Raw genomic sequence first — 24,704 nt, forward strand, 5'->3', positions numbered from 1 at the left:
TCGGCGGTCACCCGCCGCAGGTAGGTGCGGAGCTTCTGCTCGTCGTTGATCGGTCCGCTCCGGCCGTCGTCAGTCTTCCCGGTACGGGCATGACAGCCGGGGGTGCCCGGCGCTACCGTCGGGGAACGCGCGCGCCGACCGGGGTGCGACCGTGGCGAGGAGGAGCCTTGGCGGCGTCGGAAACGGGAACCGCCGGGACGGTCCCCACAGCGGCGGCGGGCCCGCCGACCCCGGGCGCGGCGGGCGGCGGCCGAGCGACGGACCAGCCGCGCGGCGGACCCCAGGGGGACCGGCCGGCCCGCGGCGAACAGCGGATCGGGCTGTTGAACGGGGTCGCCGCGTACGGCATGTGGGGACTCGTCCCGCTGTTCTGGCCGTTGCTCAAGCCCACCGGGGCGGTGGAGATCCTCGCCCACCGGATGGTGTGGTCACTGGTCGCGCTCGCCCTCGCCCTGCTCGTCGTCCGGCGTTGGGCGTGGATCGGGACGCTGCTGCGCCAGCCCCGGAAGCTGGCGCTGATCGCGGTCGCGGCGATCCTCATCGCCGTCAACTGGGGCGTGTACATCTGGGCCGTCAACACCGGGCACGTGGTGGAGGCGTCGCTGGGCTACTTCATCAACCCGCTGGTGACCATCGCCATCGGGGTGCTGCTGCTGAAGGAACGGTTGCGGCCCTGGCAGTGGGTGGCGGTCGGAACGGGGCTCGCGGCCGTCGTGGTGCTCGCCGTCGGCTCCGGCCGGCCGCCGTGGATCTCGCTGTGCCTGGCGTTCTCGTTCGCCGTGTACGGGCTGGTGAAGAAGAAGACGGGTCTCGGCGGACTGGAGTCGTTGGCCGCCGAGACCGCCGTCCAGTTCCTGCCGGGCCTCGCGTACCTGGTGTGGCTGGGCTCCCGGGGTGAGGGGACCTTCGGTACCGAGGGCGTCGGGCATGCCGCGCTGCTCATGGCCACCGGAGTGGTGACCGCCGTGCCCCTGGTGTGCTTCGGGGCGGCGGCGATACGGGTTCCGCTGTCCACGTTGGGCCTGCTCCAGTACCTGGCGCCGGTGTTCCAGTTCGGGCTCGGGGTGCTGTACTTCCGGGAGGCCATGCCGGTGGAACGGTGGGTCGGCTTCGGTCTGGTCTGGGCGGCCCTGTCGATCCTCACCTGGGACGCGGTCCGCACCGCCCGCCGAGCCCGCAAACGGCTCGCCCCGGGTTAGGCGGGCGCGGCCAGCCGTTCGTCCCGCGGGGCGGGTTCACCGGCGGACGGCGCCTTCGGCGGACGGCTCCGGTACATCCCGTACAGCGCGAGGGCCAGCCCGACCAGCGCCATGCCCAGCGGCACCGTGAGCGCCCAGCGGAACGCACCGAGCCGTGCGTCCCCGCCGGCGAGCCCGTACACCGCGGTCACCGAGGAGATGCCGATGGCCGAGCCGAACTGCACGCACGTGGTGAGCAGTCCGCCGGCCAGCCCCTGTTCCGAGGAGTCGACGCCGTCGGTCGCCGCGACCGTCAACGGCCCGAAGACGAAGGCGAAGGCGATCCCGGTCATCAGCAGCCCCGGGAACATCGCGGCGTACGACCAGTCGCTCCCGATCCGCAGGGTCAGCCCGTAGGAGAGGGCCGCGAGGACGAACCCGCCGAGCACCACCCGGGCGCTGCCGAACCGACGCACCAGCACCGGGGTGAGCGTCGGTGCGAGGAGCGCGTCCACCCCCATCGCGATCAGGGCGAACGCCGTCTGGAGCGTGGACCAGCCGCGCAGTTCCTGGAGGTAGAGGGTGAGCACGAACTGGAAGCCGAAGAAGGAGCCGACGAACAGCAGGGCGCCCAGGTCGGCCCGGACCATCGCGGCCCGGCGGAAGATCCCCAACCGGACCAGCGGACGGGCCGCGCGCCGTTCCACCCGGACGAACACCACCGCGCTCAGGGCGCCCACGGCCAGCACCGCCACGGTCAGCGGCCACCCGTGGAACCCGTGCTCGAAGCGGACCACCCCGTAGGCGGTCAGCAGCATCGCCCCGGCCGCCGTGACCGCGCCGAACACGTCGAAGGACCCGGTGCCCCGCGGCGGGCGCGGGGGGTCGACGGGGACCAGCCAGAAGGCCGTGGCCAGCAGGACCGCCGCGAACAGCACGGGTGCGAAGAACACCCACCGCCACCCCAGCGCGGTGAGCAGCCCACCGGTCACCAGGCCGAGGGAGAAACCCGCGGCGTTGGCCCCGGCGTAGATCATCAGCGCTCTGGTGCGCGCCGGACCCTGCGGGTACGAGGTGGTGATCAGCGACAGGGCCGCCGGGGTCATGAACGCGGCGGCGACCCCAGTCACGAAACGTGCGGCGACGAGCATCCAGCCGTCCGTGGCGAAGCCGCCGAGGCCGGAGAAGGCGACGAAGACGGCGAGCCAGAGCAGGAACATCCGACGCCGACCGAGTAAGTCCGCCGCGCGCCCGCCGAGCAGGGTGAAGCCCGCGTACCCGAGCACGTAACCGCTCATCACCCAGGCCGCCGTGCCGGTGCCGAGACCGAGGTCGGCGCGGATCGTGGGCACCGCCACCCCGAGCATGGCGACGTCGGCGCCCTCCAAGAAGATCGTTCCGCAGAGCACGAGCAGGAGGGCCCCACTCCGTCTGCTCATCCGGGGGGTGGTCTCCGCGCCCATGGCGGGGCTCCTTCGAGGGGTCGCTGTGCCGCGCACCCGTCGGGGCACGTCCGGTCGGGTTACCGGCGTGAGGGTCAGTTCCCTCTTGTAACCACCTTGATCGTGCGGCACCCTCGGGAGTTGTGGAAGAGGGCACTTTGAAGTCACCGAGTAACCCGGACGGCACCGTGGGCGGCGGCGCGCGCCCCGAGCCCGATCCGTTCCAGTGGGACACCCGCGAGGACTGCGAGGTCCGGCAGATCCTCGACCGGATCGCCGACAAGTGGTCGCTGCTGGTCATCGCGCTGCTCGACGGGCACCGGATGCGGTTCACCGAACTGCGCCGGGAGATCGACGGCATCAGCCAGCGGATGTTGACGGTCACCCTGCGGCAGTTGGAACGCGACGGCCTGGTGCTGCGCACGGTGTACCTGGTGGTGCCGCCGCGCGTGGAGTACGAACTGACGCCGCTGGGCCGCACCTTGCACCAGACGGTCCACCTGCTGGTGGAGTGGACCGAGGAGCACCGCACCGAGGTGGCCGCGGCCCGTGCCTCGTACGACGAGCGGGCCGCGGCGGACCAGGGCGACCGCTGACCCGCTGCCGGTGCAGGGCGACCGCCGCCGTGGCAGGGCGCGCGGGGCTCACCGAGGGGCGGGCGGGGTCTGCCGTGCGCGGTGGGCGCGGACCTTGTGGCGGTTCCCGCAGCGCTCCATGGCGCACCAACGGCGCCGACCGGGGCGGGAGGTGTCCACGAACAGCAGGGAGCAGTTGTCCGTGGCGCACTCCCGGACCCGCTCGGCGTGCGGGCCGGTGAACAGCTCGACGGCGTCCCGGGCGACGGTCGACAGGAGGTGGGGCGCGGTGGCGCCGGGGGCCCAACCGCGTTCGCCTCCGGGGGTGAAGCACACCGCGAGGGGGGCGTGGGCCGCGGCGGCGTTGACGACCCGGTACGCGGCCTGGTCCGGCTGACGCCCGTTCACCCGGTCGGCGGCGATGCCGTGGAGGGCGTCCCGCAGGGCGCGGGCGGCGGGCAGGTCGTCCTCGGTGACGGGGAGGTCGAGGCCCCCGGGGAGGCGGCTCAGGGCGGCCCAGCGGATCAGGTCCGCCGGTTCGTGCAGCACCTCGAACCGGGCGAGCCAGCCCGGGCCGCCGGTGAGCAGCAGTTCCAGACAGAGCGCGCCGGGGTCGAAGCGGAAGGTCGTTCCGGCCCGGTCGCGCAGGGTGAGGCCGTCCCCCGGAGCGCGCCGCGGCGCACCCAACTGGAGTCCGTTCACCACCGCTTCGGCCGCGGGGCCCTGATCCGTGCTTGCCGTCTCCGTCACCTAACCACTATAAGTGGTTACATGACCTCACGGACACTGCACTGGAAGCTCGTCGTCGACGCCGGCGACCCCCACGCCCAGGCCGCCTTCTGGGCCGCGACCCTCGGGTACGAGATCGAGGACAACAGCGCCCTCATCGAACGACTGCTGGGGTTCGGAGCGGTGACCGAGGACCAGACCGTCGAGTCGGGAGGGCGCCGCGCCTGGCGGGACCTCATCGCCGTGCGACACCCCGACGACCCGTACGACGGGGACACCGGTACGGGACTCGGGCGCCGGCTGCTGTTCCAGCGCGTACCGGAACCGAAGACCGTCAAGAACCGGCTACATATCGACGTGCACACGCCAAACGGGGAACGGGAGGCGGAAGAGGCGCGACTGATCGCCCTGGGCGCTTCGGTCCTGCGCCGGGTGACGGAACCCGCAGGTGGATGGGTACTGATGGCCGACCCGGAGGGGAACGAGTTCTGCCTGCACTGACGGACCGACCCCCCGGGCGCACGGGCCGGGTCCGCTTACCGGACGGTCCACCGGTATCCGAACACCAGTGTCCAAATAGCGCCCTTGAGGGAATCCCTGATTCCGCTGACCATCGGGCTCCCCCGTCCCCACGGAATCCGGAGCCCCCGCCATGCCCTCCACCCCCACCCGGGCCGCCGCCGCACGACGCGCCCTGACCGCCGCCCTCGCCGCCGGGGCCACTCTGCTGACCAGCGGGTTCGTCACCGGGACCGTCGCCGCGCCCAGAGTTGCGGCGCCCGACATCCCGGTGACCGCCCTCCAGGCCCATCTGACCCAGTTCCAGTCCATAGCCAACGCCAACGGCGGCAACCGGGCCCACGGCAGGCCCGGCTACCGCGCCTCGCTCGACTACGTGAAGGCCAAGCTGGACGCCGTCGGGTTCACCACCTCCATCCGGACCTTCACCTCGGGCGGGCGCACCGGCTACAACCTGATCGCCGACTGGCCGGGCGGCGACCCGAACCAGGTGGTCATGGCCGGGGCCCACCTCGACAGCGTCGCCGCGGGCGCCGGCATCAACGACAACGCGACCGGCTCGGCGGCCGTCCTGGAGACCGCGCTCGCCGTGGCGCGCACCCAGTACCAGCCCACCAAGCACCTGCGGTTCGCCTGGTGGGGCGCGGAGGAGTCGGGGCTGGTCGGCTCCCGCAACTACGTGAACGGGTTGTCGGCGGCGAACCGCTCCGTCATCAAGGGCTATGTGAACCTCGACATGGTCGGCTCCCCCAACCCCGGCTACTTCGTCTACGACGACGACCCGGTCATCGAGCAGACCTTCAAGAACTACTTCACCGGGCTCGGCGTCCCCACCGAACCGGAGACCGAGGGCGACGGCCGTTCCGACCACGCCCCGTTCAAGAACGTGGGCATCCCGGTCGGCGGACTGTTCACCGGCGCCAGCTACGCCAAGACCGCCGCCCAGGCCGCCAAGTGGGGCGGGACCGCGGGGCTGGCCTTCGACCGCTGCTACCACCGGGCGTGCGACACCACCGCGAACGTCTCGGCGACCGCCCTCGACCGCAACAGCGACGCCCTCGCCCACACCCTGTGGGCCCTGTCCTCCTGACGGACCCCGGGCGGGAGCCGTCGCGCCGACGACGGCTCCCGCCCGGTCGGAGCTCCCGCCGAGAACGAGCAGTATGACCAAAAACGACCGGCCACTGACCAAAAATTGACACTGAGGCAAGCCTCACCTATTCATTAGGGCGTCCGAAAACACGTTCCCGCAGGTCGTCGGTGCACCGGCCCCGGGTTGCCCAGGAGGCCCTCATGCGTCGCCCGCTCGCCCGTCGCGGTACCGCCCTAGCCCTTTCCGCCCTGCTCCTGCCCGCGCTCGCCGCCTGCGGTTCGAGCGACGGGGACGACAAGGCCGAGACCAAGAAGGGCGGCGACTCCCAGGCGAAGACCGCGGACGAGCTGGTCATCTACTCCGGCCGCAACGAAGAGCTGATCTCCCCGATCATCGACAAGCTGGAGAAGGCCACCGGCACCAAAGTCGAGGTCCGCTACGGCGACAGTGCCGAACTCGCCGCCCAGATCATCGAAGAGGGCTCCCGGACCAAGGCCGGACTGTTCTTCTCGCAGGACGCGGGTGCGCTCGGCGCGCTCTCCGGCGCCGGGCTGCTCGCCGACGCGCCGCAGAAGTCGCTGGCGAAGGTCGACAAGGCGTTCCGCGGCGCCGAGAACGACTGGGTCGGCGTCTCCGGCCGCTCCCGGGTGATCGCGTACAACCCGAAGCAGACCACCGAGGTCCCCGACAGCGTCAAGGAGCTCACCGAGCCGAAGTGGAAGGGCAAGGTCGGCTACGCGCCCACCAACGCCTCGTTCCAGGCGTTCGTCACCGGCATGCGCGTCCTGGAGGGCGACGCGGCCACCCTGAAGTGGCTCAAGGGCCTCAAGGCCAACGGCGCCAAGCAGTACGCCAAGAACGGCGCGATCCTCGACGCGGTGGACGCCGGTGAGGTCTCCCTCGGTCTGATCAACCACTACTACTGGTACGAGAAGGCCGCCGAGGTCGGTGCCGACAAGGTCAACGCGAAGATCCACTTCCTCCCCGGCGGGGACCCGGGCGCGCTGATCAACGTGGCCGGCGTCGGAGTCCTCAAGGACGGCGGGCAGCAGGCCGCCGCCGGGAAGGCCGTCGACTACCTGCTCTCCGCCGAGGCGCAGAAGTACTTCGCCGAGGAGACCAAGGAGTACCCGCTGGCCTCCGGCGTGACCTCCACCGTGAAGGACCTGCCCCCGCTCGCCTCCCTGGACGCCCCGGAGATCGACCTCGGTGAGCTGGAGTCGCTCCAGAAGACCCTGGAGATGCTCAAGGAAGCCGGGCTGGTCTGACAGCCGCACGGCAGGAACACCGGACTCCACGGTGAACGACAGCGTGACCGCGCGGACCGCCGCGCGGGAGCGGGGCGCCGCTCCGCCGCACCCGGACGGACCGTCCCGGGCGCGGCGGGGCGGCTCCGCCCGTTCCTCGGCCCGCGGGTCCGTGCTCGCCGCCGCCCGACGACGGGTGCCGCCGCTCGTCCTGCTGCTGCCCGCCACCGCCGCGGCGCTCGTCGCCCTGCTCCCGCTCGGCTACCTCGGGGTGCGCGCCCTGGAACGCGGATGGGGCTTCGCCTGGGACATCGTGTCCGAACAGCGCACCCTCGAACTGCTCGGCCGCAGCCTCGGACTCACCGCGATCGTGGTGGGCGCGTCCCTGGTGCTCGGGATCTCCCTGGCCTGGCTGACCGTGCGGACCGATCTGCCCGGCCGCAAGGCGTGGGCGGTGCTCGCGACGCTGCCGCTCGCCGTGCCCAGCTACGTCGCGGCCTTCACCTGGATCTCCGCGGCGCCCTCGCTCGCGGGGCTGACCGGAGCGTCGATCACCCTGACCTTCGCCTGCTTCCCGTACGTCTACCTCCCGGTGGCCGCGGTGCTGCGGGGCATCGACCCGGCGCAGGAGGAAGCGGCGCGGTCGCTGGGCAGCAGCGCACTGGGCGCCTTCCTGAAGGTCGCCCTCCCGCAGCTGCGGCCCGCGGCGGCCGGCGGCGCGATCCTCGTGGCGCTGTACGTCCTGTCGGACTTCGGTTCGGTGTCGATCACCCGGTACGACACCTTCACCCGGGCCATCCACACCTCGTACCAGGCGAGTTTCGACCGCACCCCGGCCGCCGTGCTCGGCTGCGTGCTGGTCGCCATGACCGTGCTGCTGGTGCGGGCGGAGAACCGCACCCGGGGCCGGGCCGGCCACTCCCGCACCGGCCGGGGCAGCGCCCGGCCACCGGTCCGCCTGCGGCTCGGTGCGTGGACCGCCCCCGCACTGGTCTGGTGCACCGCCGTCGCCGGCGCCTCCGTCGCCTTCCCGCTGGCGACCCTCGGCTACTGGCTCACCGTCGGCAACTCCGGCTTCGACGGGGAGAAGTTCTGGCCCGCAGTGCTCGCCACCCTCGGCGTCGCCGCCGTGGGCGCCGCCGTCACCACCCTGCTCGCCCTCCCGGTCGGGGTGCTGTCGGCCCGCTACCGGGGGCGGCCCGCCCGACTCCTCGAACAGTCCGTGTACGCGGGACACGCCGTCCCCGGGATCACCGTCGGACTGGCCCTGGTGTTCTTCTCCATCCGGTACGCCTATCCGCTGTACCAGGAGTTCCCGCTGCTCGTCGTCGCGTACGTGGTGCTGTTCCTGCCGGTCGCCGTCGCCTCGGCCCGCGCCGCGGTGCTCCAGGCGCCGCCGGTGCTGGAGGACGTCGCCCGCTCGCTGGGCCGCAGCCCCCTCCAGGTGCTGCGGGAGGTCACCGTGCCGCTCGCCGCACCCGGCATCGGGGCGGGCGCGGCCCTCACCTTCGTCGTGATCATGAAGGAACTCCCGGCGACGCTGCTGCTGCGGCCCACCGGGACGGACACCCTCGCCACCCGGCTGTGGACCGAAACCGGCGCCGGCGCCTTCGCCGGCGCCGCGCCCTACGCCGCGGCCATCGTGCTGCTCGCCGCCGTCCCCTCCTACCTCCTCGGAAGGCGCTCATGACCTCCGCCCCGCTGAGCAGGCCCCGGTGACCGGGCTGCGCATCACCTCGGTGTCCAGCTCGTACGGACCGGGCGACCCGGTGCTCGACGGGGTCGACCTCACCGTGCCCGAGGGCGAGGTGGCCGCCCTGCTCGGCCCCTCCGGCTGCGGCAAGACGACGCTGCTGCGGGTGATCGCCGGGTTCCTCGATCCGGACGCCGGCGAGGTCTCGGTCGGGGGCCGCACCGTGAGCGGACCGGGCGTACGGATACCGCCGGAGCGGCGCGGGATCGGCCTCGTCGCCCAGGAGGGGGCCCTGTTCCCGCACCTGAGCGTGGCACGCAACGTCGCCTTCGGGCTGCGCGGTGCCCCCCGCGGCGAACGGCGCTCGCGCACCGCCGAGATGCTGGAGCTGGTGGGGCTCGGGGACTTCGGCGAGCGGATGCCGCACGAACTGTCCGGCGGACAGCAGCAGCGGGTGGCACTGGCCCGGGCCCTGGCGCCCCGCCCCGCGCTGGTCCTGCTCGACGAGCCGTTCAACGCGCTCGACAGCGGGCTGCGGGCGGGGCTGCGCTCCGACGTCCGGACGGCGCTCCGGGCCGCCGGGGCCACCGCGCTGTTGGTCACCCACGACCAGGAGGAGGCCCTGTCCTCGGCGGACCGGGTCGCCGTGCTGCGGGCCGGCCGGGTCGTGCAGTGCGCGCCTCCCGAGGAGTTGTACGCCCGACCCGCCGACCCGTGGGTGGCGTCGTTCGTCGGGGCCGCCGTACGGCTGCCCGGCACGCTCGACGCGGACGGCGCCGGGGCCGGGGACGGCGTCGGCGTCGGGCGGGCGGTCACCGCGCTCGGGCCCGTCACGGTCACCGACCCGGACGCCGGGGCCGCTCAGCGGGTCGGCACGGTCGTCCTGCGCCCGGAGCACCTGCGACTGGTGCCGTCCGCGGAGGCCGGGCCGGACACCCCGACGGGACGGGTCACCGAGGTCCGCTTCCACGGGCACGACGCGCTGGTCCTCGTCTCCGTCGCGGAGGCGGGCACGGTCACCGTACGGGTGCCCGGCCCCGTCGCGGTGCGCTCCGGTGACGTGGTCGGCGTACGGGTCGCGGGGAACGGCACCTTCCACCGCGGGTGACGCAGCCGTCGCGGGTGACGGGGCCTTACGTCGTCACGTCCTTCGTGGTGAACCGCGCCCACGCCGCCGACCCGAACACCGCCGCGTACAGGGCCTGCACGCCGAGGTTCCGGACGATGTCGTCCCAGTACACCGGGGCGCGCATCACATCGGCGAACGACAACCAGTGGTGCGAGAACAGATACGGGTGCAGCACGTCCAGTTGGGGTATCTGGTCCAGGATCTGCACCGTGATCAGCAGCCCGACGGTGGTCGCCATCGCGGCGATCCCACTGCCGGTGAGCGTGGAGACGAACAGCCCCAGCGCGGCGACCCCGAGCAGGGACACCGCGACGAGCAGCGCGATGAACACCGCCCGGGCCAGCCCCTCGGCGAACCCGATCCGGGTGCCCGAGATGGTGGTGACCTCGCCCAGCGGGAACAGCAGCGCCCCCACCGCGAGTGCCGACACGGCCACCACCAGGGTCGCCACCAGGCAGAACGTCATCGTCGTCGCGTACTTGACCAGCAGCAGTCGGCTCCGGCCCGCCGGTGCGACGAGCAGGTAGCGCAGGGTGCCGGCACTCGCCTCGCCCGCGATCGCGTCCCCCGCGACGACGCCGACCGCCATGGGCAGGAAGAACGGCAGGGTCGCGGCGAGTCCCGCGAACACCAGGAACAGCCCGTTGTTGGTGACCTGGGCCAGGAACGCCGGGCCCGCCTCCCCGGAGCCGCCGCCCGCCGTGGAGCCGCCGCCCGTCTCCACCCGGATCGCGACGCCGATCAGGATCGGCACCGCCGCGAGCACGGCCAGCAGGGCGAGGGTCCGCCAGCGCCGGAACGTGGTACCCAGTTCGGACCGCAGCAGCCCGAACGTCCAGGCCCACCGGGCAGTGCGCTCCCCCGGCACCGCGCCGGTCGTGGCAGTCGCGCCGGTCGTGGCGGTCGTTTCACTGAGCGACATCGAAACCCTCCCCCGTGAGCGCGACGAACGCGTCCTCCAGCGAGCCCCGCTCGATCCCGAAGCCCCGCACCCGCACGCCCGCCGCCACCAGTGCCGCGGTGACCTCCGCAAGGTCGCCCTCGGGGGGCTCCGCCAGCACCCGGTCCCCGTCGGCGGAGACCCACGCGACCCCGCCCGACACCCCCCCCCCCCCCACCGCCGCGGTGGGGGGGGCGGTCACCCCCTGGTGGCCGCGCCCGCCCGCGACCAACTCCGCGACCGGGCCCTGGGTGATCAACCTGCCCCGGGCCATCACCGCCGCATGGGTGCACACCTGCTCGATCTCGTCGAGGAGGTGCGAGGAGAGGAACACCGTCGTCCCGTCCGACGCCAACTCCCGCACCAGGGCGCGGATCTCCCGCATGCCCTGCGGGTCGAGGCCGTTGGTCGGCTCGTCCAGGACGAGGAGGCGGCGGGGCCGCAGCAGGGCCGCCGCGAGCCCCAGCCGCTGCTTCATCCCGAGGCTGTAGGCCCGGGCCCGTTTCCCCGCGGCGGCGGTGAGCCCCACCCGGTCCAGAGCGGCGCCGACCCGGGTCCGACGGGTACGGGGATCGGCGGTGGGATCCGCCGCGTCGTACCGCAGGAGGTTGTCCCGCCCGCTCAGGAAGCCGTACAGCGCGGGGCCCTCGATCAGGGCGCCCACCCGGGGCAGCACGGTGCGCGCGGCACCGGGCATGGAGTGCCCCAGCACCTCGGCGGAACCCCCGGTCGGTTCGATCAGCCCCATCAGCATGCGGATCGTGGTGGTCTTCCCCGAGCCGTTGGGTCCGAGGAACCCGAAGACGGTCCCCTCGGGCACGCTCAGGTCGAGCCGGTCGACGGCGAGTTGCCCACCGCGGTACCGCTTGGTGAGCCCCCTCGTTTCAATCGCCACGCCCCGCGCCCCGTCGACACGCGGCCCCTCGATCCGTTCCGTCACGCGCCCCACCTCCATCCCTGACGCTACCCGCCGCCCACGGGATGTCGCCGGTCCCGCCGGGCCACCGGATCAGATGACGCTAGTCGGCATCCTGCTCTTCCAGCCACTTCGTCATCACCCGGTTCGTCTCTTCCGGCTCTTCCTGCTGGATCCAATGACCGCAGTCCAGACTGACCACTTCCACCCGGGGCACGAACTCCGCCAGCCGCTCCGACTTCTGGATCACGTCCCGGTCGCCGTAGATCATGAGCGTGGGCTGTTGGATGATCGGGTCCACGTCCGCCAGCAAGTGCCAGTTGCGGTCCAGGTTCCGGTACCAGTTCACACTGCCCGTGAACCCGGTCGATTCGAAGGCGGAGACGAAAACGGCCAGTTCGCTGTCGCTCATGACGGGATCACCGAGCGGCTTCTCCGCTCTGGCGAGATCGATCAGCGCCATACCCGGCTGAGGCTCCTTGAGGGGCTCGTTCTTCCGGTACAGGTTGCGGAGGAACCGGAAGGTGTTCTCGTCGAACACGGCGTCCGCGACACCCGGCTGCCGATTGAAGTGGACGAAGTAGAAGTCGCCGCCGAGCACCGCTTCCATGAACGCGATCCAAGGCGTTTCTCCGCGCTCCTGGTAAGGCAAGCTGAGGTTGATCACTTTGTTGACCCGGTTCGGATGCAGCAGGGTCAGGCACCAGACGACCATCGCTCCCCAGTCATGACCGACGAAGGTGGCGTCCTCGTACCCGTAGTGATCGAGAAGCGCGACGAGATCACCCGACAGGTGCTCGATGTCGTAGTCCGTCACTTCGGCCGGACGGGATGAATTGCCGTAACCCCGCTGGTTCGGCACGATGACGTGGTAACCCGCCGCGGCGAGGGCGGGCATCTGATGACGCCAGGAAAAGGCGTGCTCCGGCCAGCCGTGACAGAGCACGATGGGCTTTCCGGCATTCTGCCGGCCCGCTTCGAAGACTTCCAGCTCCACGCCGTTGACCGAAACGAGGGTGGGCTCGGGAAAATCAACCGGATCGAACATGGCTCTGCCTCTCTTGCTTTTCAGGGTGATCGGGCTCAGACGGCGGAGGTTCCCGAAGAATGCGCCGACGCACCCCGGGTGGGCAGGGGGGCGATACGGCTACGGCAGCGGGACTCGCCGGTGAGGCCATGTCGCCATCCTGCCGACCGAAACCGGTCAGCCCATGACCGGTTTTTATGGAAGTGTCGTCGGTATGCGAACCGATCGGCTGGTGGCCATCCTCCTCCTGCTGCAACGGCGCGAGCAGGTGACAGCGGCAGAGGTCGCCCGCGAGCTGGAGGTCTCCGAGCGCACCGCCCGCCGCGACCTCGACGCCCTGGCCATGGCCGGGGTGCCCGTGTACTCCCTCCAGGGCCGCAGCGGCGGCTGGCGCCTGGTGGGCGGCGCCCGTACCGACCTGTCCGGGCTCACCGCCAGCGAGGCCCGCGCCCTGTTCCTGGTCGCCGGCCCGGCCTCGACGGCGACACCGGCCGTGAAGGCAGCACTGCGCAAGCTCGTCCACGCCCTGCCGGAACCCTTCCGGGTGCAGGCCGAGGCAGCAGCGTCGTCGCTGGTCACGGACCCGCAGCGATGGGGATCGAGCCGGATCGAGCCCCGGCCGCCCCGCTTCCTCGACGAACTCCAGGACGCGGTGATCCGCGGCGTCCAGGTGCGGCTCGGCTACGTCGACGGCAAAGGCGCCGAAACCGAAAGAACCGTCCACCCGCTGGGCATCGTCGCCAAGGGCCCGTCCTGGTACCTCGTCTGCCACACCGAGGCCGGCCGGCGGACCTTCCGCATCGACCGCGTCTCGTCAGCCGACCCGACCGACGATCCCGTGCACCGACCGGAGGACTTCGACCTCGCCGAGAGCTGGCACGAGATCGCCGACGAGATCGAACGCAGGCGAGCGCCCCTCGAAATCCAGGCGGTATGCGCACCCCCCGGGATGTACCTGCTCCGGATGATGCTCGGCAGCCGACTCCAGGTGGGGGGTTCCACGGCCGACGGCCGGATCGAGGTCCTGATCCGCGGCCACAACGCGTACGCACTCGCCGGCGAGCTCGCCGGGCTGGTCGAATGGCTGGAGGTGACCGGCCCTCCGGGCGTGCGGGACCACCTGGCCGCGATCGGCACCGCGCTCGTCGAGCGATACGGCTGAGACCGTCCCGTGGTGTCGATCGTCCAGTGCGCCCCCGAGGACATCGCGATGCGTTCCGGCGACACCTGCTGGCGGGTCAGATCACCCCGGATACCGCCCCCCGGCCGGCTCTCGGCAACGGGGCACCCATTTCCGGGGGTGAGGTGACCGCTGCGGTCCCGCCGCGCCGCACCCCGCCCCCGGACCTTGCGGCCTAGCGGTCGCTGTTGGCCGCCTTGACCAGCGCGTCCTTGGTCACGGCACCGACGTACACCGTGCCGTCGTCGGTCACCAGGGCGTTGATCAGACGCGTGGAGTACACCGTCCCCGAACCGAAGGAACCGGAGACCTTGTCCCCGAGGGAGTCGAGGAACTGCTGGGCCGCGCCCGCCCCTTCGTCTCCCCGGCCGGTTTCGCCGGACGCGGCGGACCCGCCGGGCTCACCTATCCGGGCGATGGTGCTCCAGCCCTCGCCGAGGGTCTTCGACCCCGCGCCGCTCTGGGCACTGCCGAGGCCGGGCAGCCCGAAGCCGTCGAACCTGCCCAGGTCCTCCGAGCCCTTGTCGTTCTTGGCGTCCGCCAGGTCGTCCGCCTCGGTGACGTCGGCACCCTTCGGCGGGGTGAAGTCGAACGTCGAGGCGGCGGGCTTGGCGAAGTCGACCTTGGTGAAGCTGACGTCGACGATGGCGCTGCCCCCGGATGCGGGCACCAGCGTGAACTTCAGCGGGACGCCGTTCTTCGCGTCCACCGCTATCTGCACCGAACCGACCGTGGAACCGGCCTGCTTCGGCTTGAGGACGAGCTTGTAGGCGTCCCGCCCGGCGACCCGGGAGCTGCCGTCCACCGTGACCGAGGTGGTGTCGCCAGCCGCCTTGAGCACCTCGTCGGCGAACTCCTTCGGTGTGGCGGGCACGTCCGCGCCCCGCTTCGGGGCGTCCTCGCCGGGAGCGCCCGCGGTGACGTCCTTCGCGTGGAAGACCTGGTTGGAGCCGCTGTCATAGGCCCAGACGTCGCCGTCGTTCTGGATGAGGCTGTACTCGGAGCCCTTGCCCAGGATCGACAGCTTGGTCCGCTCGGGGCCGTCGGCCGCGACGCGCAGCGTGTGCGTACCCGAGGCGAGTTCCATCAGCTTGGCCTGCGGGTCCGCGGAGCCGCTGCCGCCCTCTCCGGCCTCGGGCACGAAGGAACTCAGCGCGTCACCGAAGTCGGGCAGTCCCAGATCGGTGCTGATCTTCACCGTGCCGGAGAGCTGCTCGGTCTCCGAGGCGGCGATCTTCTCGATGAGCTGCTGGGCGCTGATCTTCGGCAGGTCCGGGTCTCCCGAGTCGGCGAGCGCGGGGACCAGACCGATGGTCGCCGCCGCCACTCCCACGACCGTCACCGGGACGGCGTACCTGGCCGCCCGGCGGCGTCCCGCGCGGGGGCGTGCGGGGCGTGCGCCCGGCTCGACGTCCGCGTCGGAAGTCTTGTTGGATTCGTACGGTGCCATGTGTGCCCTACCTCCGTGGTCGGCGGCGACCTTCCGTATCCCTCTTGGGTCCACCCCGCGCCGCCATTCTCACTGGAACTGCTCAGGAGTGGTCTTCCCCCATGACACCAAACCGGAGGCGGTGGGGCGTCAGACCTCGGAGCCAACTTCACGTACTGCCCGGGTATGACATGAGCGGGGGAACGCTTACCCCTCCCGTAGGGGATGGGCCCGGGTCGGGGAGCCTGATCGGGGGGGCGGATCGGGGGGGGCCGGGCCGCAGGGGCAGCGCCGGGAGACTCAACCGGCGCGGTGCACCACGGCGTCACACAGTTCGACCAGCGCGGCCTTGGCATCGCACTCGGGTAGTGGTTCCAGGGCGGCGCGCGCGTCCTCGGCGTAGCGCACGGTGTCCTTGCGGGCGTGCTCCAGCGCGGGATGCGCCCGCAACCGGGTCAGGGCCTCCCGGTGCCGGGCGTCGTCGCTCAGGTCCGAGGCGAGGAGTTCGCACAGGGCGAGGTCGTCCGGGTCGCCGAGTCGTTCCGCGCGCTCCCGCAGCCGCAGCACGGGCAGGGTGGGGATGCCCTCGCGCAGGTCGGTCCCCGGCGTCTTGCCCGACTCGTGCGAGTCGGAGGCGATGTCCAGGACGTCGTCGGCGAGCTGGAAGGCGATGCCGAGCCGTTCGCCGTACTGCGTCAGCACGGTCACCACCGTCTCGTCGGCCCCGGACATCATCGCGCCGAAGCGGCCGGCCACGGCGATCAGGGAGCCGGTCTTGCCGCCGATCACGTCGAGGTAGTGCGCCACCGGGTCGCGCCCGTCCCGGGGGCCCGCGGTCTCCAGGATCTGCCCGGTGACCAGTCGTTCGAACGCCTCGGCCTGGATGCGGACGGCGTCCGGCCCCAGGTCGGCCAGGATGTGCGAGGCGCGCGCGAACAGGAAGTCGCCGGTCAGGACGGCCACCGAGTTGTCCCAGCGGTTGTTCGCACTGGGCACCCCGCGCCGGACGTCGGCCTCGTCCATCACGTCGTCGTGGTACAGCGTCGCCAGGTGCGTCAGCTCGACGACGACGGCCGCGGGCACCACCCCGGGCGAGTCGGGATCGCCGAACTGGGACGCCAGCAGTGCCAGCAGGGGGCGGAACCGCTTGCCCCCGGCGCGGACCAGGTGCTGGGCCGCCTCCGTGATGAAGGGCACCTCGCTCTTGGTGGCGTCGAGCAGCCCCTCCTCGACAGCAGCCAATCCGGCCTGGACATCGGCTTCGAGAGCCTGGTCCCGCACGCTCAGCCCGAAAGGCCCGACGACGGTCACGAGGGGGTCTCCTGTCTGCTGACGATCACTAGGTCGTACACATGGCTGGTCGATGTGTCGCTGCCCTCACTCAAGTCAGCGTATCCGGTCCCCTTTCGATCACTGTGAGCCCCCGCCCGCCCATGGCGGTCGGCACGCGATCGACGTTGCCGCGTTTTTGATCAGCTCATCTGATTTCACCCGAGATAGCGGAGAAACCACCGAAAGGCGGGAAAAGCCAGCTCCGGCACAAGGTTCCCATCCCCGCTCGCCCCCCCGACCACCGCCCCCGGCCACGGGCAACGCACCCGAGCGGAACGCACCCGATCAAGGGGCGCGGGGAACTACGCGAACCCGAAGCGCACCCCACAGAAACCACGCACGCCCAGCAGAACGCACCCGACCAGGCGCAGCGCACCCGCCCCCGCGGCGCGCCACCCCGGCCTCAGGGCCGAGCCCGCCCCACCCGAGCCCGCGGACGGGCCTGACTCACGATCCCCGCCCGGAGGTCCGCCGCCGCCCCGTAGAGCCGCTCCAGCACCACCGCGACCCCGTCGTCCTCGTTGGACACCGCGATCTCGTCGGCGACGGCCTTCAGGTCCTCGTGCGCATTGGCCATGGCGACCCCGTGGGCCGACCACAGGAACATGGGAATGTCGTTGGGCATGTCGCCGAAGGCGAGGGTCGCCGCCGGACCGGTGCCGAGCAGCGCGGCGGCCCGTGCCAGGGCGGTGGCCTTGGTGATGCCGAGCGGCTGGAGCTCCACCGCGCCGGGGCCCGCCATCGTGATGGTGACGAGGTCCCCGACGACCGCGCGGGCCGCGGCGGCCAGCGCGTCCTCGGGGATTCCGGGGCGGTGGATCAGCACCTTGGTCAGCGGACGGGACCACAGCTCGTCGCGGTGCCGGGCGCGCTCCCCCGACAGGGTCGGATGGGTGACCGTGAACCCGGGCTCCATGAGCATCAGCCCGTCCGTGCCGTCCTGGTTGACCGCCGCGTACACGGAGCCGACCTCCGCCTCGATCTTGCCGAGGGCGACCTCGGCGATCTCCCGGTCGAGCGTGACCGACCAGACGATCCGCCCGGTGCCGGCGTCGTAGAGCTGGGCGCCCTGACCGCACACCGCGAGCCCCTGGTGGCCCAGTCCGCGCAGGACCGGCACGACCTGCGGAACGGGCCGGCCGGTGGCCACGATGTGCGTCGCGCCCGCCGCGACGGCAAGGGACAGGGCGGCGCGGGTGCGCGGCGAGAGGGAGTCGTCGTCGCGCAGCAGGGTGCCGTCGAGATCGGTGGCGATGAGGGCGAATGCAAGTGCGGGCATGATCCCGAGAATACGGACGCCGCACGCCCAACGGGCCCACAGTGGCCAGGAGATGACCGAGAGGGGGTCGGTGCGGTAATGGAGTCTGACGGTATTTCAGGCTCCGTTCGGCCCCGGCGCGCCCCGCTCCCGAACACCCCTGCGTACGAAGCTGCGCATGCGCCCGTCTGTGCGAGGAGCACGGGCTGCGCGGGCGGTGCTTCCACCGCGGCGCGCGGCGGCCCGCCGGAGCGCGCCCGGGCCGACGGCCCCGGAGAACCCGGAATCCGGTCATCTGACCGATCGGGCACGGCGGGCCCTTCCGTCACTGCCCCCGCACCACCACGGGGACGTAACGTGTGCCCCAACCACACGGAAAGTGAGGCAGCAGCGATGCCCGACCCCCACGAGCACACCCCGCTCGACCGTCCCCAGGGCGACCCCTTCGACCTCGCCGCGGGTGACCCCTTCGGTCCGCACAACCTTCCGTACGGTGTCTTCTCCCTGCCCGCGTCGGACGCCTCCCCCACCGCTCCTGGAGTTGCCGGCGCCCCGGACGGACGCCGGGTCGGCGTGCGCCTCGGGAACCACGTCCTCGACGCCGGGGCGGTCGCCGCAGCGCTCGGTTCGCCCTACGTGTCGCTCCTCGCGCGGCCCACCCTCAACCCGCTGCTCGCGGCCGGTCGCACCGCCTGGAGCGACGTGCGGCGCGCGCTGACCGCATGGGTGACCGTGCCGGCGCACCGGGAGACCGTACGACCGCTGCTGCACCCGTTGTCCGAGGTGACGCTGCACCTGCCGTTCGAGGTGGCGGACTACGTCGACTTCTACGCGTCCGAGAACCACGCGCGCAACGTCGGACGGATCTTCCGCCCCGACGCCGAGGACTCCCTGACGCCCAACTGGAAGCACCTCCCGATCGGTTACCACGGCAGGTCGGGCACCGTGGTCGTGTCCGGGACCGATGTGGTCCGGCCGCAGGGGCAGCGCAAGGGTCCCGACGATCCGGCACCGGTGTTCGGGCCCTCGGTGAAGCTCGACATCGAGGCCGAGGTCGGGTTCGTGGTCGGCGTCCCCTCCGCACAGGGTTCCCCGGTCGCCCTCGGGGACTTCCGCGAGCACGTCTTCGGGCTGTGCCTGCTCAACGACTGGTCGGCGCGGGACCTCCAGGCGTGGGAGTACGTGCCGCTCGGCCCGTTCCTCGGCAAGTCCTTCGCCACCTCGGTCTCCGCCTGGATCACCCCGCTCGACGCCCTCGACGACGCCCGGACCGCGCCGCCGCCGCGCACCCACGCACTGCTGCCGTACCTGGACGACTCCCCCGAAGCCTCCGGCGAACCGGGCGGCCAGGAGCCCGGCGGCTACGACCTGCGCATCAGCGTCGCGATCAACGGCCGGACCGTCGCCGAACCGCCCTTCGCCACGATGTACTGGACGGCCGCGCAGCAGCTCGCCCACATGACGGTGAACGGCGCCTCGCTGCGCACCGGCGACCTCTACGGTTCCGGGACCGTCAGCGGCCCGCGGCCGGACCAGCGCGGCTCCCTGCTGGAGCTCACCTGGAACGGACGGGACGCGCTGGACCTCCCCGACGGCCCGCGCACCTTCCTGCGGGACAAGGACGAGGTGACCCTCACCGCCTGGGCCCCGGGTCCGGACGGCGTCCGGGTCGGCCTCGGCGAGGTGCACGGACGGGTCGTCGCGGGCGGCTGAACGGCTCCCACCGGCTCGGCCGCGCGGGGGACGGGAGCAGTGCGCCCCGCCGGGCGGCCGAGCGGTCGGTCAGCCGCCCGGGCGGTCACCAGCCGAGGTCGTCCGGCTCCTCCGGCTCGGCGCTCCAGTCGAACGCGTCGTCCGCCGCCGAGGACGCGACGGGTTCCCGCGTGGCGGCCCGGGTGCCCGACGGCGCACCACCGGCGTCCGGAGCCGGTTCGGCGGGAGCCGCAGGGGCCGACGAACGCCCGCCGTCCGACGCGCCCGCGGAGGCACCCGAGCCGGTGGACCCGCCCGCGCCCGCCGCCGCCAGGACACCGAGCACGCCCTCGCCGTAGGTCGCGAGCTTCTTCTCGCCCACACCGCCCACGCCGCCGAGTTCCGCGACGGTCGTGGGGGCGAGCGCCGCGATCTCCCGCAGGGTCGCGTCGTGGAAGATGACGTACGCCGGCACGCCCTGCTCCCGCGCCTGCTCGGCCCGCCAGGCGCGCAGCGCCTCGAAGACCGGCAGCAGCTCGGGGGCCAGATCGACGGGGGCCTTCGCCTTGCGTTCGCCCGCCGGCGCCCGGGCCGCTCGGGAGGTGGGCCGCTCGGGCTCCTTGCGCAGCGGCACCTTGCGCTCGCCGCGCAGCACCGGCCCGCTCCCCTCGGTGAGCACCAGGGTGCTGTACTCGCCCTCGACCCCGATGAGTTCCATGGCCAGCAGCTGCCGCATGACCCCGCGCCACTCGGCCTCGCTCAGGTCCTCGCCGATGCCGAACACCGAGAGCTGGTCGTGGTCGAACTGGATGACCTTGGCCGTCCGGCGCCCCCGCAGGATGTCGACCAGGTGGACGGCTCCGAACTTCTGTCGCCGCTCGCGGTCCAGCCGGACGATGGTCGACAGCACCTTCTGGGCGGCCACCGTGCCGTCCCAGGTCTCGGCCGGGGTCTGGCAGGTGTCGCAGTTGCCGCAGCTCTCCCGCTCGGGTTCCTGGCCGAAGTACCGCAGCAGTCGCGCACGGCGGCACTCCACGGTCTCGCACAGGGCCAGCATCGCGTCCAGATGGGCCCCGGCCCGGCGCCGGAACGCCTCGTCGCCGTCGCCCGACTGGATCATCCGGCGCTGCTGGACCACGTCGTTGAGCCCGTACGCCATCCAGGCCGTGGACGGCAGCCCGTCCCGGCCCGCGCGTCCCGTCTCCTGGTAGTAGCCCTCGACGGACTTCGGCAGGTCGAGGTGGGCGACGAACCGGACGTCGGGCTTGTCGATGCCCATGCCGAAGGCGATCGTCGCCACGACGACCAGACCGTCCTCGCGCAGGAAGCGGGACTGGTGCTCGGCGCGGGTGCGGGCGTCGAGACCCGCGTGGTACGGGACGGCGGCGATGCCGTTGCGCACCAGGAACTCCGCCGTCTTCTCCACCGACGCGCGCGACAGGCAGTACACGATGCCCGCGTCGCCCGCGTGCTCCCGCTGGAGGAAGGACAGCAGCTGCTTGCGCTGCTCGGCCTTCGGCACGATCCGGTACTGGATGTTGGGGCGGTCGAAACTCGCCTCGAAGTGCCTGGCCCGGGGCATGCCGAGCCGTGCGGTGATCTCCTGGTGGGTGGCGGCGGTCGCCGTGGCCGTGAGGGCGACCCGGGGGACGTCGGGCCAGCGCTCGCCGAGCACGGAGAGCGCCAGGTAGTCGGGCCGGAAGTCGTGGCCCCACTGGGCGACGCAGTGCGCCTCGTCGATCGCGAAGACCGAGACCTCGCCGCGGGACAGCAGATCGAGGCTGGACTCCAGCCGCAGCCGCTCGGGGGCGAGGTACAGCAGGTCCAGCTCGCCCGCGACGAACTGGGCCTCGACCGTCCGCCGCTCGTCGAAGTCCTGCGTGGAGTTGATGAAGCCGGCGCTGACACCGAGGGCGCGCAGCGCGTCCACCTGGTCCTGCATCAGCGCGATCAGGGGCGACACCACCACGCCCGTACCCCGTCTGACCAGGGCCGGGATCTGGTAGCAGAGGGACTTGCCGCCGCCGGTGGGCATGAGGACCACGGCGTCGCCGCCGGCGACCACGTGCTCGATGACCTCTTCCTGGTCCCCGCGGAACGCCTCGTACCCGAACACCCGCCGCAGCGTGTCCAGCGCAGCACTGCGCTCACGCTCCGCCACGGCCGTCGTCTGTGCCCCCACCGTCTCCGTCACCCCGGTCACCTGATCCCCGTCCACCTCGTCCACCGCGTCCACCTCGACCACGCACCCCACGATAGGCGCACCCGCCGACAGCGTGACGAGTTATCCACAACCCGGCCGAAGTGCGCGATCCCCGACCGCCGGTTCACCGGGCGAGCACCCGGCCAGCAATAATTGACCGATCGTTCCCGATACGCCTAGGGTCTTGCTCGTGGCCAGGACCAAGGAATTCGATCCGGACGCCGCCCTCCAGTCGGCCCTTGAGCTGTTCTGGCGGCGCGGCTACGAGGCGACCTCGATGACCGACCTCGTCGAGCACCTGGGCATCGGCCGCGCCAGCATCTACGCGACCTTCGGCAGCAAGCACGAGCTGTACCTGAAGGCGATGGACCGGTACGTCGAGCTGTGCGATCCGCCGCTCCTCGCCGAGCTGTCCCAGCCGGGGCCCGTCCTACCGGCGGTACGGGCGGTGGTGCGGCGCTTCGCCGCGGAGGCCGCCTCCCCCGAGACCCGGCTGAACGGCTGTTTCATCACCAACACCGCCGCCGAGCTGGCGCCGCACGACACCGCGGCGGCCCACCGGGTCGAGATCAGCTGGGAGCGCGTCGAGACCCCGCTGTACTCCGCACTGGTACGGGCCCAGGCCCAGGGCGAGCTGCCCGCGGACCGCGATCCGCACGCACTGGCCCGCCTGCTCTTCGTGATGCTCCAGGGCGTGCGGATCGTCGGCAAGGCGTCACAGGACCCGGCCCGGGTGCGGGACGCGGCCGAGCAGGCACTGACCCTGCTGGACTGAACCCGCCGGACGGGACCCGCGAGCCACACCGCACCCGCCCCACCACCCCGCACCCCACCTCGGGCACCCCGCACCCACCTCAGTCACGGAGACCCTGCACCCTGCCCGAATAATGGACTGATCGGTCAAGATTAGGGGGAGGACATGACCGTCACGGGCGCCACCCGCCACGCCACCCAGCAGCAGCAGCGATACGCCTTCGTCCTACTCGGCAGCGTCCAGGCCACCCTGATCTTCACGTTCACCGCGATCTCCGTACCGTTACCCCTCATCGAGCGTGAACTCGACCTGCAACACGCCGACTTGATCCTGCTGAACGCCGCCTACGGACTGACCTTCGCCGGGCTCCTGCTCTGCGGCGGACGCCTCGCCGACCGCTACGGCGGCCGGCCGGCCCTCACCGCGGGCCTGGCCCTCTTCGGTGCCGCCTCGGCCGCCGCCCTGCTCGCCCCCACCCTGGGAACCCTGCTCGCCGCGCGCTTCGTGCAGGGCGCGGGAGCGGCCCTGATCGCCCCCGCCGCCATGGCCGTGCTGCGCACCCTCTTCCCCTCCGCCCCCGCGTACGGCAGGGCGATGGCCGTCTGGGGCGGGCTCTCGGTGCTCGGCGCGACCGCCGGCAACCTGCTCTCCGGCGTCGTGGCCACCGTGCTGTCCTGGCGCGGGACCTTCGCCGTACCGCTCGTGGTGGCGGTGGCGGCCCTCGTCCTCGCCCCCCGGTTACCGCTCGACACCACCCCGAGCCGGGGCCGGGCGCTCGACCTGCCGGGCGCACTGCTCGCCACCGCGGGCATCACCTTCACCAGTTACGGGCTCGTCGTCACCCACACCCTCCCCTGGTCGTCCGGCAGCGTGCTCGTGCCGCTGCTCGGCGGGACCGCGCTCCTGGTCGCCTTCCGGTACGTCGAGCGCCGCGCCCGCGACCCGCTGCTGCCGCCCCGCTTCCTGCTCGACCGACGCCGGGGCGCCGCGCTCGCGGCCATCGCCCTGAGCGCCTGCGGAACCTCACTGACCTTCCTGGTCCTCTCGCTCCACCTCCAGCAGGAGCGCGACTGGTCACCGCTGCGCACCTCGGCCGCGTTCGTGCCGTTCGCCGTCGCCCTGCTCGCCGCGGGCCGCGCGGCCGGACCGCTCGTCGACCGGTACGGGGCCCGGACCGTCACCGCCGCCGGGTTGGGCACCGGCGCGGCCGGCCTCGCCCTCCTCGCCCTCACCGGGACCGACGCCCACGTCCCCTACGGGTACGGACTGCTGCCGGGCCTCGTCCTGCTGTCGGCCGGCGCGGCGGCCTCCTTCGCGGGGGCCGCGGTGCTCGCCACCGAAGGCGTGTCGGAGCAGCAGAGCGGCCTCGCGGGCGGCGTGCTGAACACCGCGATGGAGTTCGGCCCGACCGTCCTGTTCGCGCTCCTGCTGGCGCTCGGCGACGACGCCTCGTCCCTGGCCGCGACGGGGGCCGCGCTCGCCGTCGTCGCCCTCCTGAACCACCGCACCCGGCCGTCCACCACCTCCAAGGAGTCACCGCAATGAACCGTTTCCCCGGCAAGACCGTCCTCGTCACCGGCGCGGGGTCCGGCATCGGCCGCGCCGTCGCGCTCGCCTTCGCCGCGGAGGGCGCCTCCGTGGTCGTCGCGGGACGCACCGCGGCGCCGCTGGACGAGACGGTCGCCCTGATCGAGGCGGCCGGCGGCACGGCCGCCGCCGTCACCGTCGACGTCACCGACTCCGACCGGCTGCGGAACCTCGTGCGGGAGAGCGTCGCCCGCTTCGGCTCCCTGGACGTCGCGGTCAACAACGCGGGGATACTCCGCGGCACCGTGCCCGTCGCGGAGGTGAGCGAGGAGGACTGGGACGCGGTGCTGCGGACCAACGTCACCGGCGTCTGGCTGGCCATGAAGCACGAGATCGCGCACATGCGGGAGAACGGCGGCGGCACCATCGTCAACGTCTCCTCCAACCTGGGCGCCCACCAGCGCATCCCGAACGCCGCCGCGTACCTCACCTCGAAGGCGGCGGTCTCCGCGCTGACCCGGGCCGCCGCGCTGGACCACATCCACCAGGGCGTCCGCATCGTCGCGGTGAGCCCCGGCGCCGTGGACGCCCCGATGTCGCTGCGGCCCGGCGAGACGGCGGCGGACCGTACCGAGCGGATGAAGACGGAGAACCCGCTGGGCCGGGTCGCGGAGGCGGCGGAGGTGGCGGAGGCGGTGCTGTACCTCGCCTCGCCCGCGGCGGGTTCGGTGGTCGGCGCCGACCTGGTCATCGACAGCGGCTCCTCGGCCTGACCGCTCCCGGCTCCGGAGCAGGCCGGGAACACAGCGACGGCCCGCCGGGGGGCGGGCCGTCGAGGTGT

The 24,704-nt window shown here is 72.5% G+C and carries 21 protein-coding genes; 12 read left to right on the forward strand and 9 right to left on the reverse strand.

Annotated elements, in window-relative coordinates:
• The first annotated feature begins 314 nt into the window (after window positions 1-314).
• Window positions 315-1,199: an EamA family transporter RarD gene (gene rarD / locus ACFWIA_RS13585; RefSeq protein WP_387003848.1), complete on the forward strand. Its 885-nt coding sequence runs from the start codon at window positions 315-317 to the stop codon at window positions 1,197-1,199.
• Here rarD and ACFWIA_RS13590 read toward each other — a convergent pair.
• Window positions 1,196-2,617: an MFS transporter gene (locus tag ACFWIA_RS13590; protein WP_387003850.1), complete on the reverse strand. Its 1,422-nt coding sequence runs from the start codon at window positions 2,615-2,617 to the stop codon at window positions 1,196-1,198. The two genes, rarD and ACFWIA_RS13590, sit on opposite strands and share 4 nt — an antisense overlap.
• 146 nt (window positions 2,618-2,763) lie before the next feature.
• Here ACFWIA_RS13590 and ACFWIA_RS13595 point away from each other — a divergent pair, with 146 nt between their 5' ends.
• Complete coding sequence (locus ACFWIA_RS13595; RefSeq protein ID WP_387003572.1) at window positions 2,764-3,216, forward strand: winged helix-turn-helix transcriptional regulator; 453 nt, start codon at window positions 2,764-2,766, stop codon at window positions 3,214-3,216.
• 48 nt (window positions 3,217-3,264) lie between these two features.
• Here ACFWIA_RS13595 and ACFWIA_RS13600 read toward each other — a convergent pair whose 3' ends face one another.
• The gene (locus tag ACFWIA_RS13600) at window positions 3,265-3,882 is read right to left on the reverse strand and encodes a CGNR zinc finger domain-containing protein (RefSeq protein WP_387003852.1); all 618 of its coding nucleotides are present in this window, start codon (window positions 3,880-3,882) and stop codon (window positions 3,265-3,267) included.
• A gap of 84 nt (window positions 3,883-3,966) precedes the next feature.
• On the opposite strand from ACFWIA_RS13600, the gene ACFWIA_RS13605 reads away from it, so the two are divergent.
• The 5 genes from ACFWIA_RS13605 (at window position 3,967) to ACFWIA_RS13625 (ending at window position 9,584) form a co-directional block, all read left to right on the forward strand.
• On the forward strand, window positions 3,967-4,425 hold the full coding sequence (locus tag ACFWIA_RS13605; protein ID WP_387003575.1) for a VOC family protein: 459 nt from the start codon (window positions 3,967-3,969) through the stop codon (window positions 4,423-4,425).
• A gap of 151 nt (window positions 4,426-4,576) precedes the next feature.
• Window positions 4,577-5,533: a M28 family metallopeptidase gene (locus tag ACFWIA_RS13610; RefSeq protein WP_387003577.1), complete on the forward strand. Its 957-nt coding sequence runs from the start codon at window positions 4,577-4,579 to the stop codon at window positions 5,531-5,533.
• Between the two features lie 203 nt (window positions 5,534-5,736).
• Window positions 5,737-6,804: an iron ABC transporter substrate-binding protein gene (locus tag ACFWIA_RS13615; RefSeq protein WP_387003580.1), complete on the forward strand. Its 1,068-nt coding sequence runs from the start codon at window positions 5,737-5,739 to the stop codon at window positions 6,802-6,804.
• 31 nt (window positions 6,805-6,835) lie between these two features.
• Entirely contained in the window at window positions 6,836-8,473 is a 1,638-nt protein-coding gene (locus tag ACFWIA_RS13620) for an ABC transporter permease (protein WP_387003583.1), read from the forward strand.
• 25 nt (window positions 8,474-8,498) lie between these two features.
• Window positions 8,499-9,584 (forward strand): ABC transporter ATP-binding protein, encoded by a 1,086-nt coding sequence (locus ACFWIA_RS13625; RefSeq protein WP_387003586.1) that lies wholly within the window; start codon window positions 8,499-8,501, stop codon window positions 9,582-9,584.
• A 25-nt stretch (window positions 9,585-9,609) separates the two neighbouring features.
• Here ACFWIA_RS13625 and ACFWIA_RS13630 read toward each other — a convergent pair whose 3' ends face one another.
• The 3 genes from ACFWIA_RS13630 to ACFWIA_RS13640 all read right to left on the reverse strand — a co-directional run bounded on the left by ACFWIA_RS13630 (window position 9,610) and on the right by ACFWIA_RS13640 (window position 12,509).
• Entirely contained in the window at window positions 9,610-10,527 is a 918-nt protein-coding gene (locus ACFWIA_RS13630; protein ID WP_387003589.1) for an ABC transporter permease, read from the reverse strand.
• Window positions 10,514-11,500: an ABC transporter ATP-binding protein gene (locus ACFWIA_RS13635; protein WP_387003592.1), complete on the reverse strand. Its 987-nt coding sequence runs from the start codon at window positions 11,498-11,500 to the stop codon at window positions 10,514-10,516. The genes ACFWIA_RS13630 and ACFWIA_RS13635 overlap by 14 nt, the downstream gene beginning before the upstream one ends.
• A gap of 64 nt (window positions 11,501-11,564) precedes the next feature.
• Complete coding sequence (locus ACFWIA_RS13640; protein WP_387003595.1) at window positions 11,565-12,509, reverse strand: alpha/beta fold hydrolase; 945 nt, start codon at window positions 12,507-12,509, stop codon at window positions 11,565-11,567.
• 193 nt (window positions 12,510-12,702) lie between these two features.
• Between ACFWIA_RS13640 and ACFWIA_RS13645 the strand changes: the two genes are divergently transcribed.
• Window positions 12,703-13,650, forward strand: coding sequence for a helix-turn-helix transcriptional regulator (locus ACFWIA_RS13645; protein WP_387003598.1), 948 nt, complete (start codon window positions 12,703-12,705; stop codon window positions 13,648-13,650).
• A gap of 193 nt (window positions 13,651-13,843) precedes the next feature.
• Here the strand turns inward: ACFWIA_RS13645 and ACFWIA_RS13650 are convergent, their stop codons facing one another.
• The 3 genes from ACFWIA_RS13650 to ACFWIA_RS13660 all read right to left on the reverse strand — a co-directional run bounded on the left by ACFWIA_RS13650 (window position 13,844) and on the right by ACFWIA_RS13660 (window position 17,708).
• A complete protein-coding gene (locus ACFWIA_RS13650) occupies window positions 13,844-15,118 on the reverse strand; it encodes an outer membrane lipoprotein carrier protein LolA (protein WP_387003601.1) in 1,275 nt (424 codons plus the stop codon).
• A gap of 279 nt (window positions 15,119-15,397) precedes the next feature.
• Window positions 15,398-16,408 (reverse strand): polyprenyl synthetase family protein, encoded by a 1,011-nt coding sequence (locus ACFWIA_RS13655; protein WP_387003604.1) that lies wholly within the window; start codon window positions 16,406-16,408, stop codon window positions 15,398-15,400.
• A gap of 424 nt (window positions 16,409-16,832) precedes the next feature.
• Entirely contained in the window at window positions 16,833-17,708 is an 876-nt protein-coding gene (locus tag ACFWIA_RS13660) for an HAD family hydrolase (RefSeq protein ID WP_387003607.1), read from the reverse strand.
• 372 nt (window positions 17,709-18,080) lie between these two features.
• Between ACFWIA_RS13660 and fahA the strand changes: the two genes are divergently transcribed.
• A complete protein-coding gene (gene fahA / locus ACFWIA_RS13665) occupies window positions 18,081-19,400 on the forward strand; it encodes a fumarylacetoacetase (protein ID WP_387003610.1) in 1,320 nt (439 codons plus the stop codon).
• Between the two features lie 85 nt (window positions 19,401-19,485).
• Here fahA and recQ read toward each other — a convergent pair whose 3' ends face one another.
• Window positions 19,486-21,582 (reverse strand): DNA helicase RecQ, encoded by a 2,097-nt coding sequence (recQ, locus tag ACFWIA_RS13670; protein ID WP_387003855.1) that lies wholly within the window; start codon window positions 21,580-21,582, stop codon window positions 19,486-19,488.
• 190 nt (window positions 21,583-21,772) lie between these two features.
• On the opposite strand from recQ, the gene ACFWIA_RS13675 reads away from it, so the two are divergent.
• The 3 genes from ACFWIA_RS13675 (at window position 21,773) to ACFWIA_RS13685 (ending at window position 24,636) form a co-directional block, all read left to right on the forward strand.
• Window positions 21,773-22,357: a TetR/AcrR family transcriptional regulator gene (locus ACFWIA_RS13675; protein WP_387003613.1), complete on the forward strand. Its 585-nt coding sequence runs from the start codon at window positions 21,773-21,775 to the stop codon at window positions 22,355-22,357.
• A 144-nt stretch (window positions 22,358-22,501) separates the two neighbouring features.
• The gene (locus ACFWIA_RS13680) at window positions 22,502-23,881 is read left to right on the forward strand and encodes an MFS transporter (protein ID WP_387003616.1); all 1,380 of its coding nucleotides are present in this window, start codon (window positions 22,502-22,504) and stop codon (window positions 23,879-23,881) included.
• Window positions 23,878-24,636: an SDR family NAD(P)-dependent oxidoreductase gene (locus tag ACFWIA_RS13685; protein ID WP_387003619.1), complete on the forward strand. Its 759-nt coding sequence runs from the start codon at window positions 23,878-23,880 to the stop codon at window positions 24,634-24,636. Before ACFWIA_RS13680 ends, ACFWIA_RS13685 begins: the two co-directional genes overlap by 4 nt.
• The last annotated feature ends 68 nt before the right edge of the window (window positions 24,637-24,704 follow it).

Source organism: Streptomyces sp. NPDC127068, from assembly GCF_042724695.1.
Taxonomy (GTDB): Bacteria; Actinomycetota; Actinomycetes; order Streptomycetales; family Streptomycetaceae; genus Streptomyces.

What these genes read in the sequence shown, in the direction of transcription:
- fahA (WP_387003610.1), top strand. Translation starts at nt 18,081, where the DNA reads ATGCCCGACCCCCACGAGCACACCCCGCTCGACCGTCCCCAGGGCGAC.
- ACFWIA_RS13640 (WP_387003595.1), bottom strand. Translation starts at nt 12,509, where the DNA reads ATGTTCGATCCGGTTGATTTTCCCGAGCCCACCCTCGTTTCGGTCAAC.
- ACFWIA_RS13630 (WP_387003589.1), bottom strand. Translation starts at nt 10,527, where the DNA reads ATGTCGCTCAGTGAAACGACCGCCACGACCGGCGCGACTGCCACGACC.
- ACFWIA_RS13635 (WP_387003592.1), bottom strand. Translation starts at nt 11,500, where the DNA reads ATGGAGGTGGGGCGCGTGACGGAACGGATCGAGGGGCCGCGTGTCGAC.
- ACFWIA_RS13615 (WP_387003580.1), top strand. Translation starts at nt 5,737, where the DNA reads ATGCGTCGCCCGCTCGCCCGTCGCGGTACCGCCCTAGCCCTTTCCGCC.
- ACFWIA_RS13685 (WP_387003619.1), top strand. Translation starts at nt 23,878, where the DNA reads ATGAACCGTTTCCCCGGCAAGACCGTCCTCGTCACCGGCGCGGGGTCC.
- ACFWIA_RS13650 (WP_387003601.1), bottom strand. Translation starts at nt 15,118, where the DNA reads ATGGCACCGTACGAATCCAACAAGACTTCCGACGCGGACGTCGAGCCG.
- ACFWIA_RS13605 (WP_387003575.1), top strand. Translation starts at nt 3,967, where the DNA reads ATGACCTCACGGACACTGCACTGGAAGCTCGTCGTCGACGCCGGCGAC.
- ACFWIA_RS13660 (WP_387003607.1), bottom strand. Translation starts at nt 17,708, where the DNA reads ATGCCCGCACTTGCATTCGCCCTCATCGCCACCGATCTCGACGGCACC.
- ACFWIA_RS13645 (WP_387003598.1), top strand. Translation starts at nt 12,703, where the DNA reads ATGCGAACCGATCGGCTGGTGGCCATCCTCCTCCTGCTGCAACGGCGC.
- ACFWIA_RS13680 (WP_387003616.1), top strand. Translation starts at nt 22,502, where the DNA reads ATGACCGTCACGGGCGCCACCCGCCACGCCACCCAGCAGCAGCAGCGA.
- ACFWIA_RS13610 (WP_387003577.1), top strand. Translation starts at nt 4,577, where the DNA reads ATGCCCTCCACCCCCACCCGGGCCGCCGCCGCACGACGCGCCCTGACC.
- ACFWIA_RS13590 (WP_387003850.1), bottom strand. Translation starts at nt 2,617, where the DNA reads ATGAGCAGACGGAGTGGGGCCCTCCTGCTCGTGCTCTGCGGAACGATC.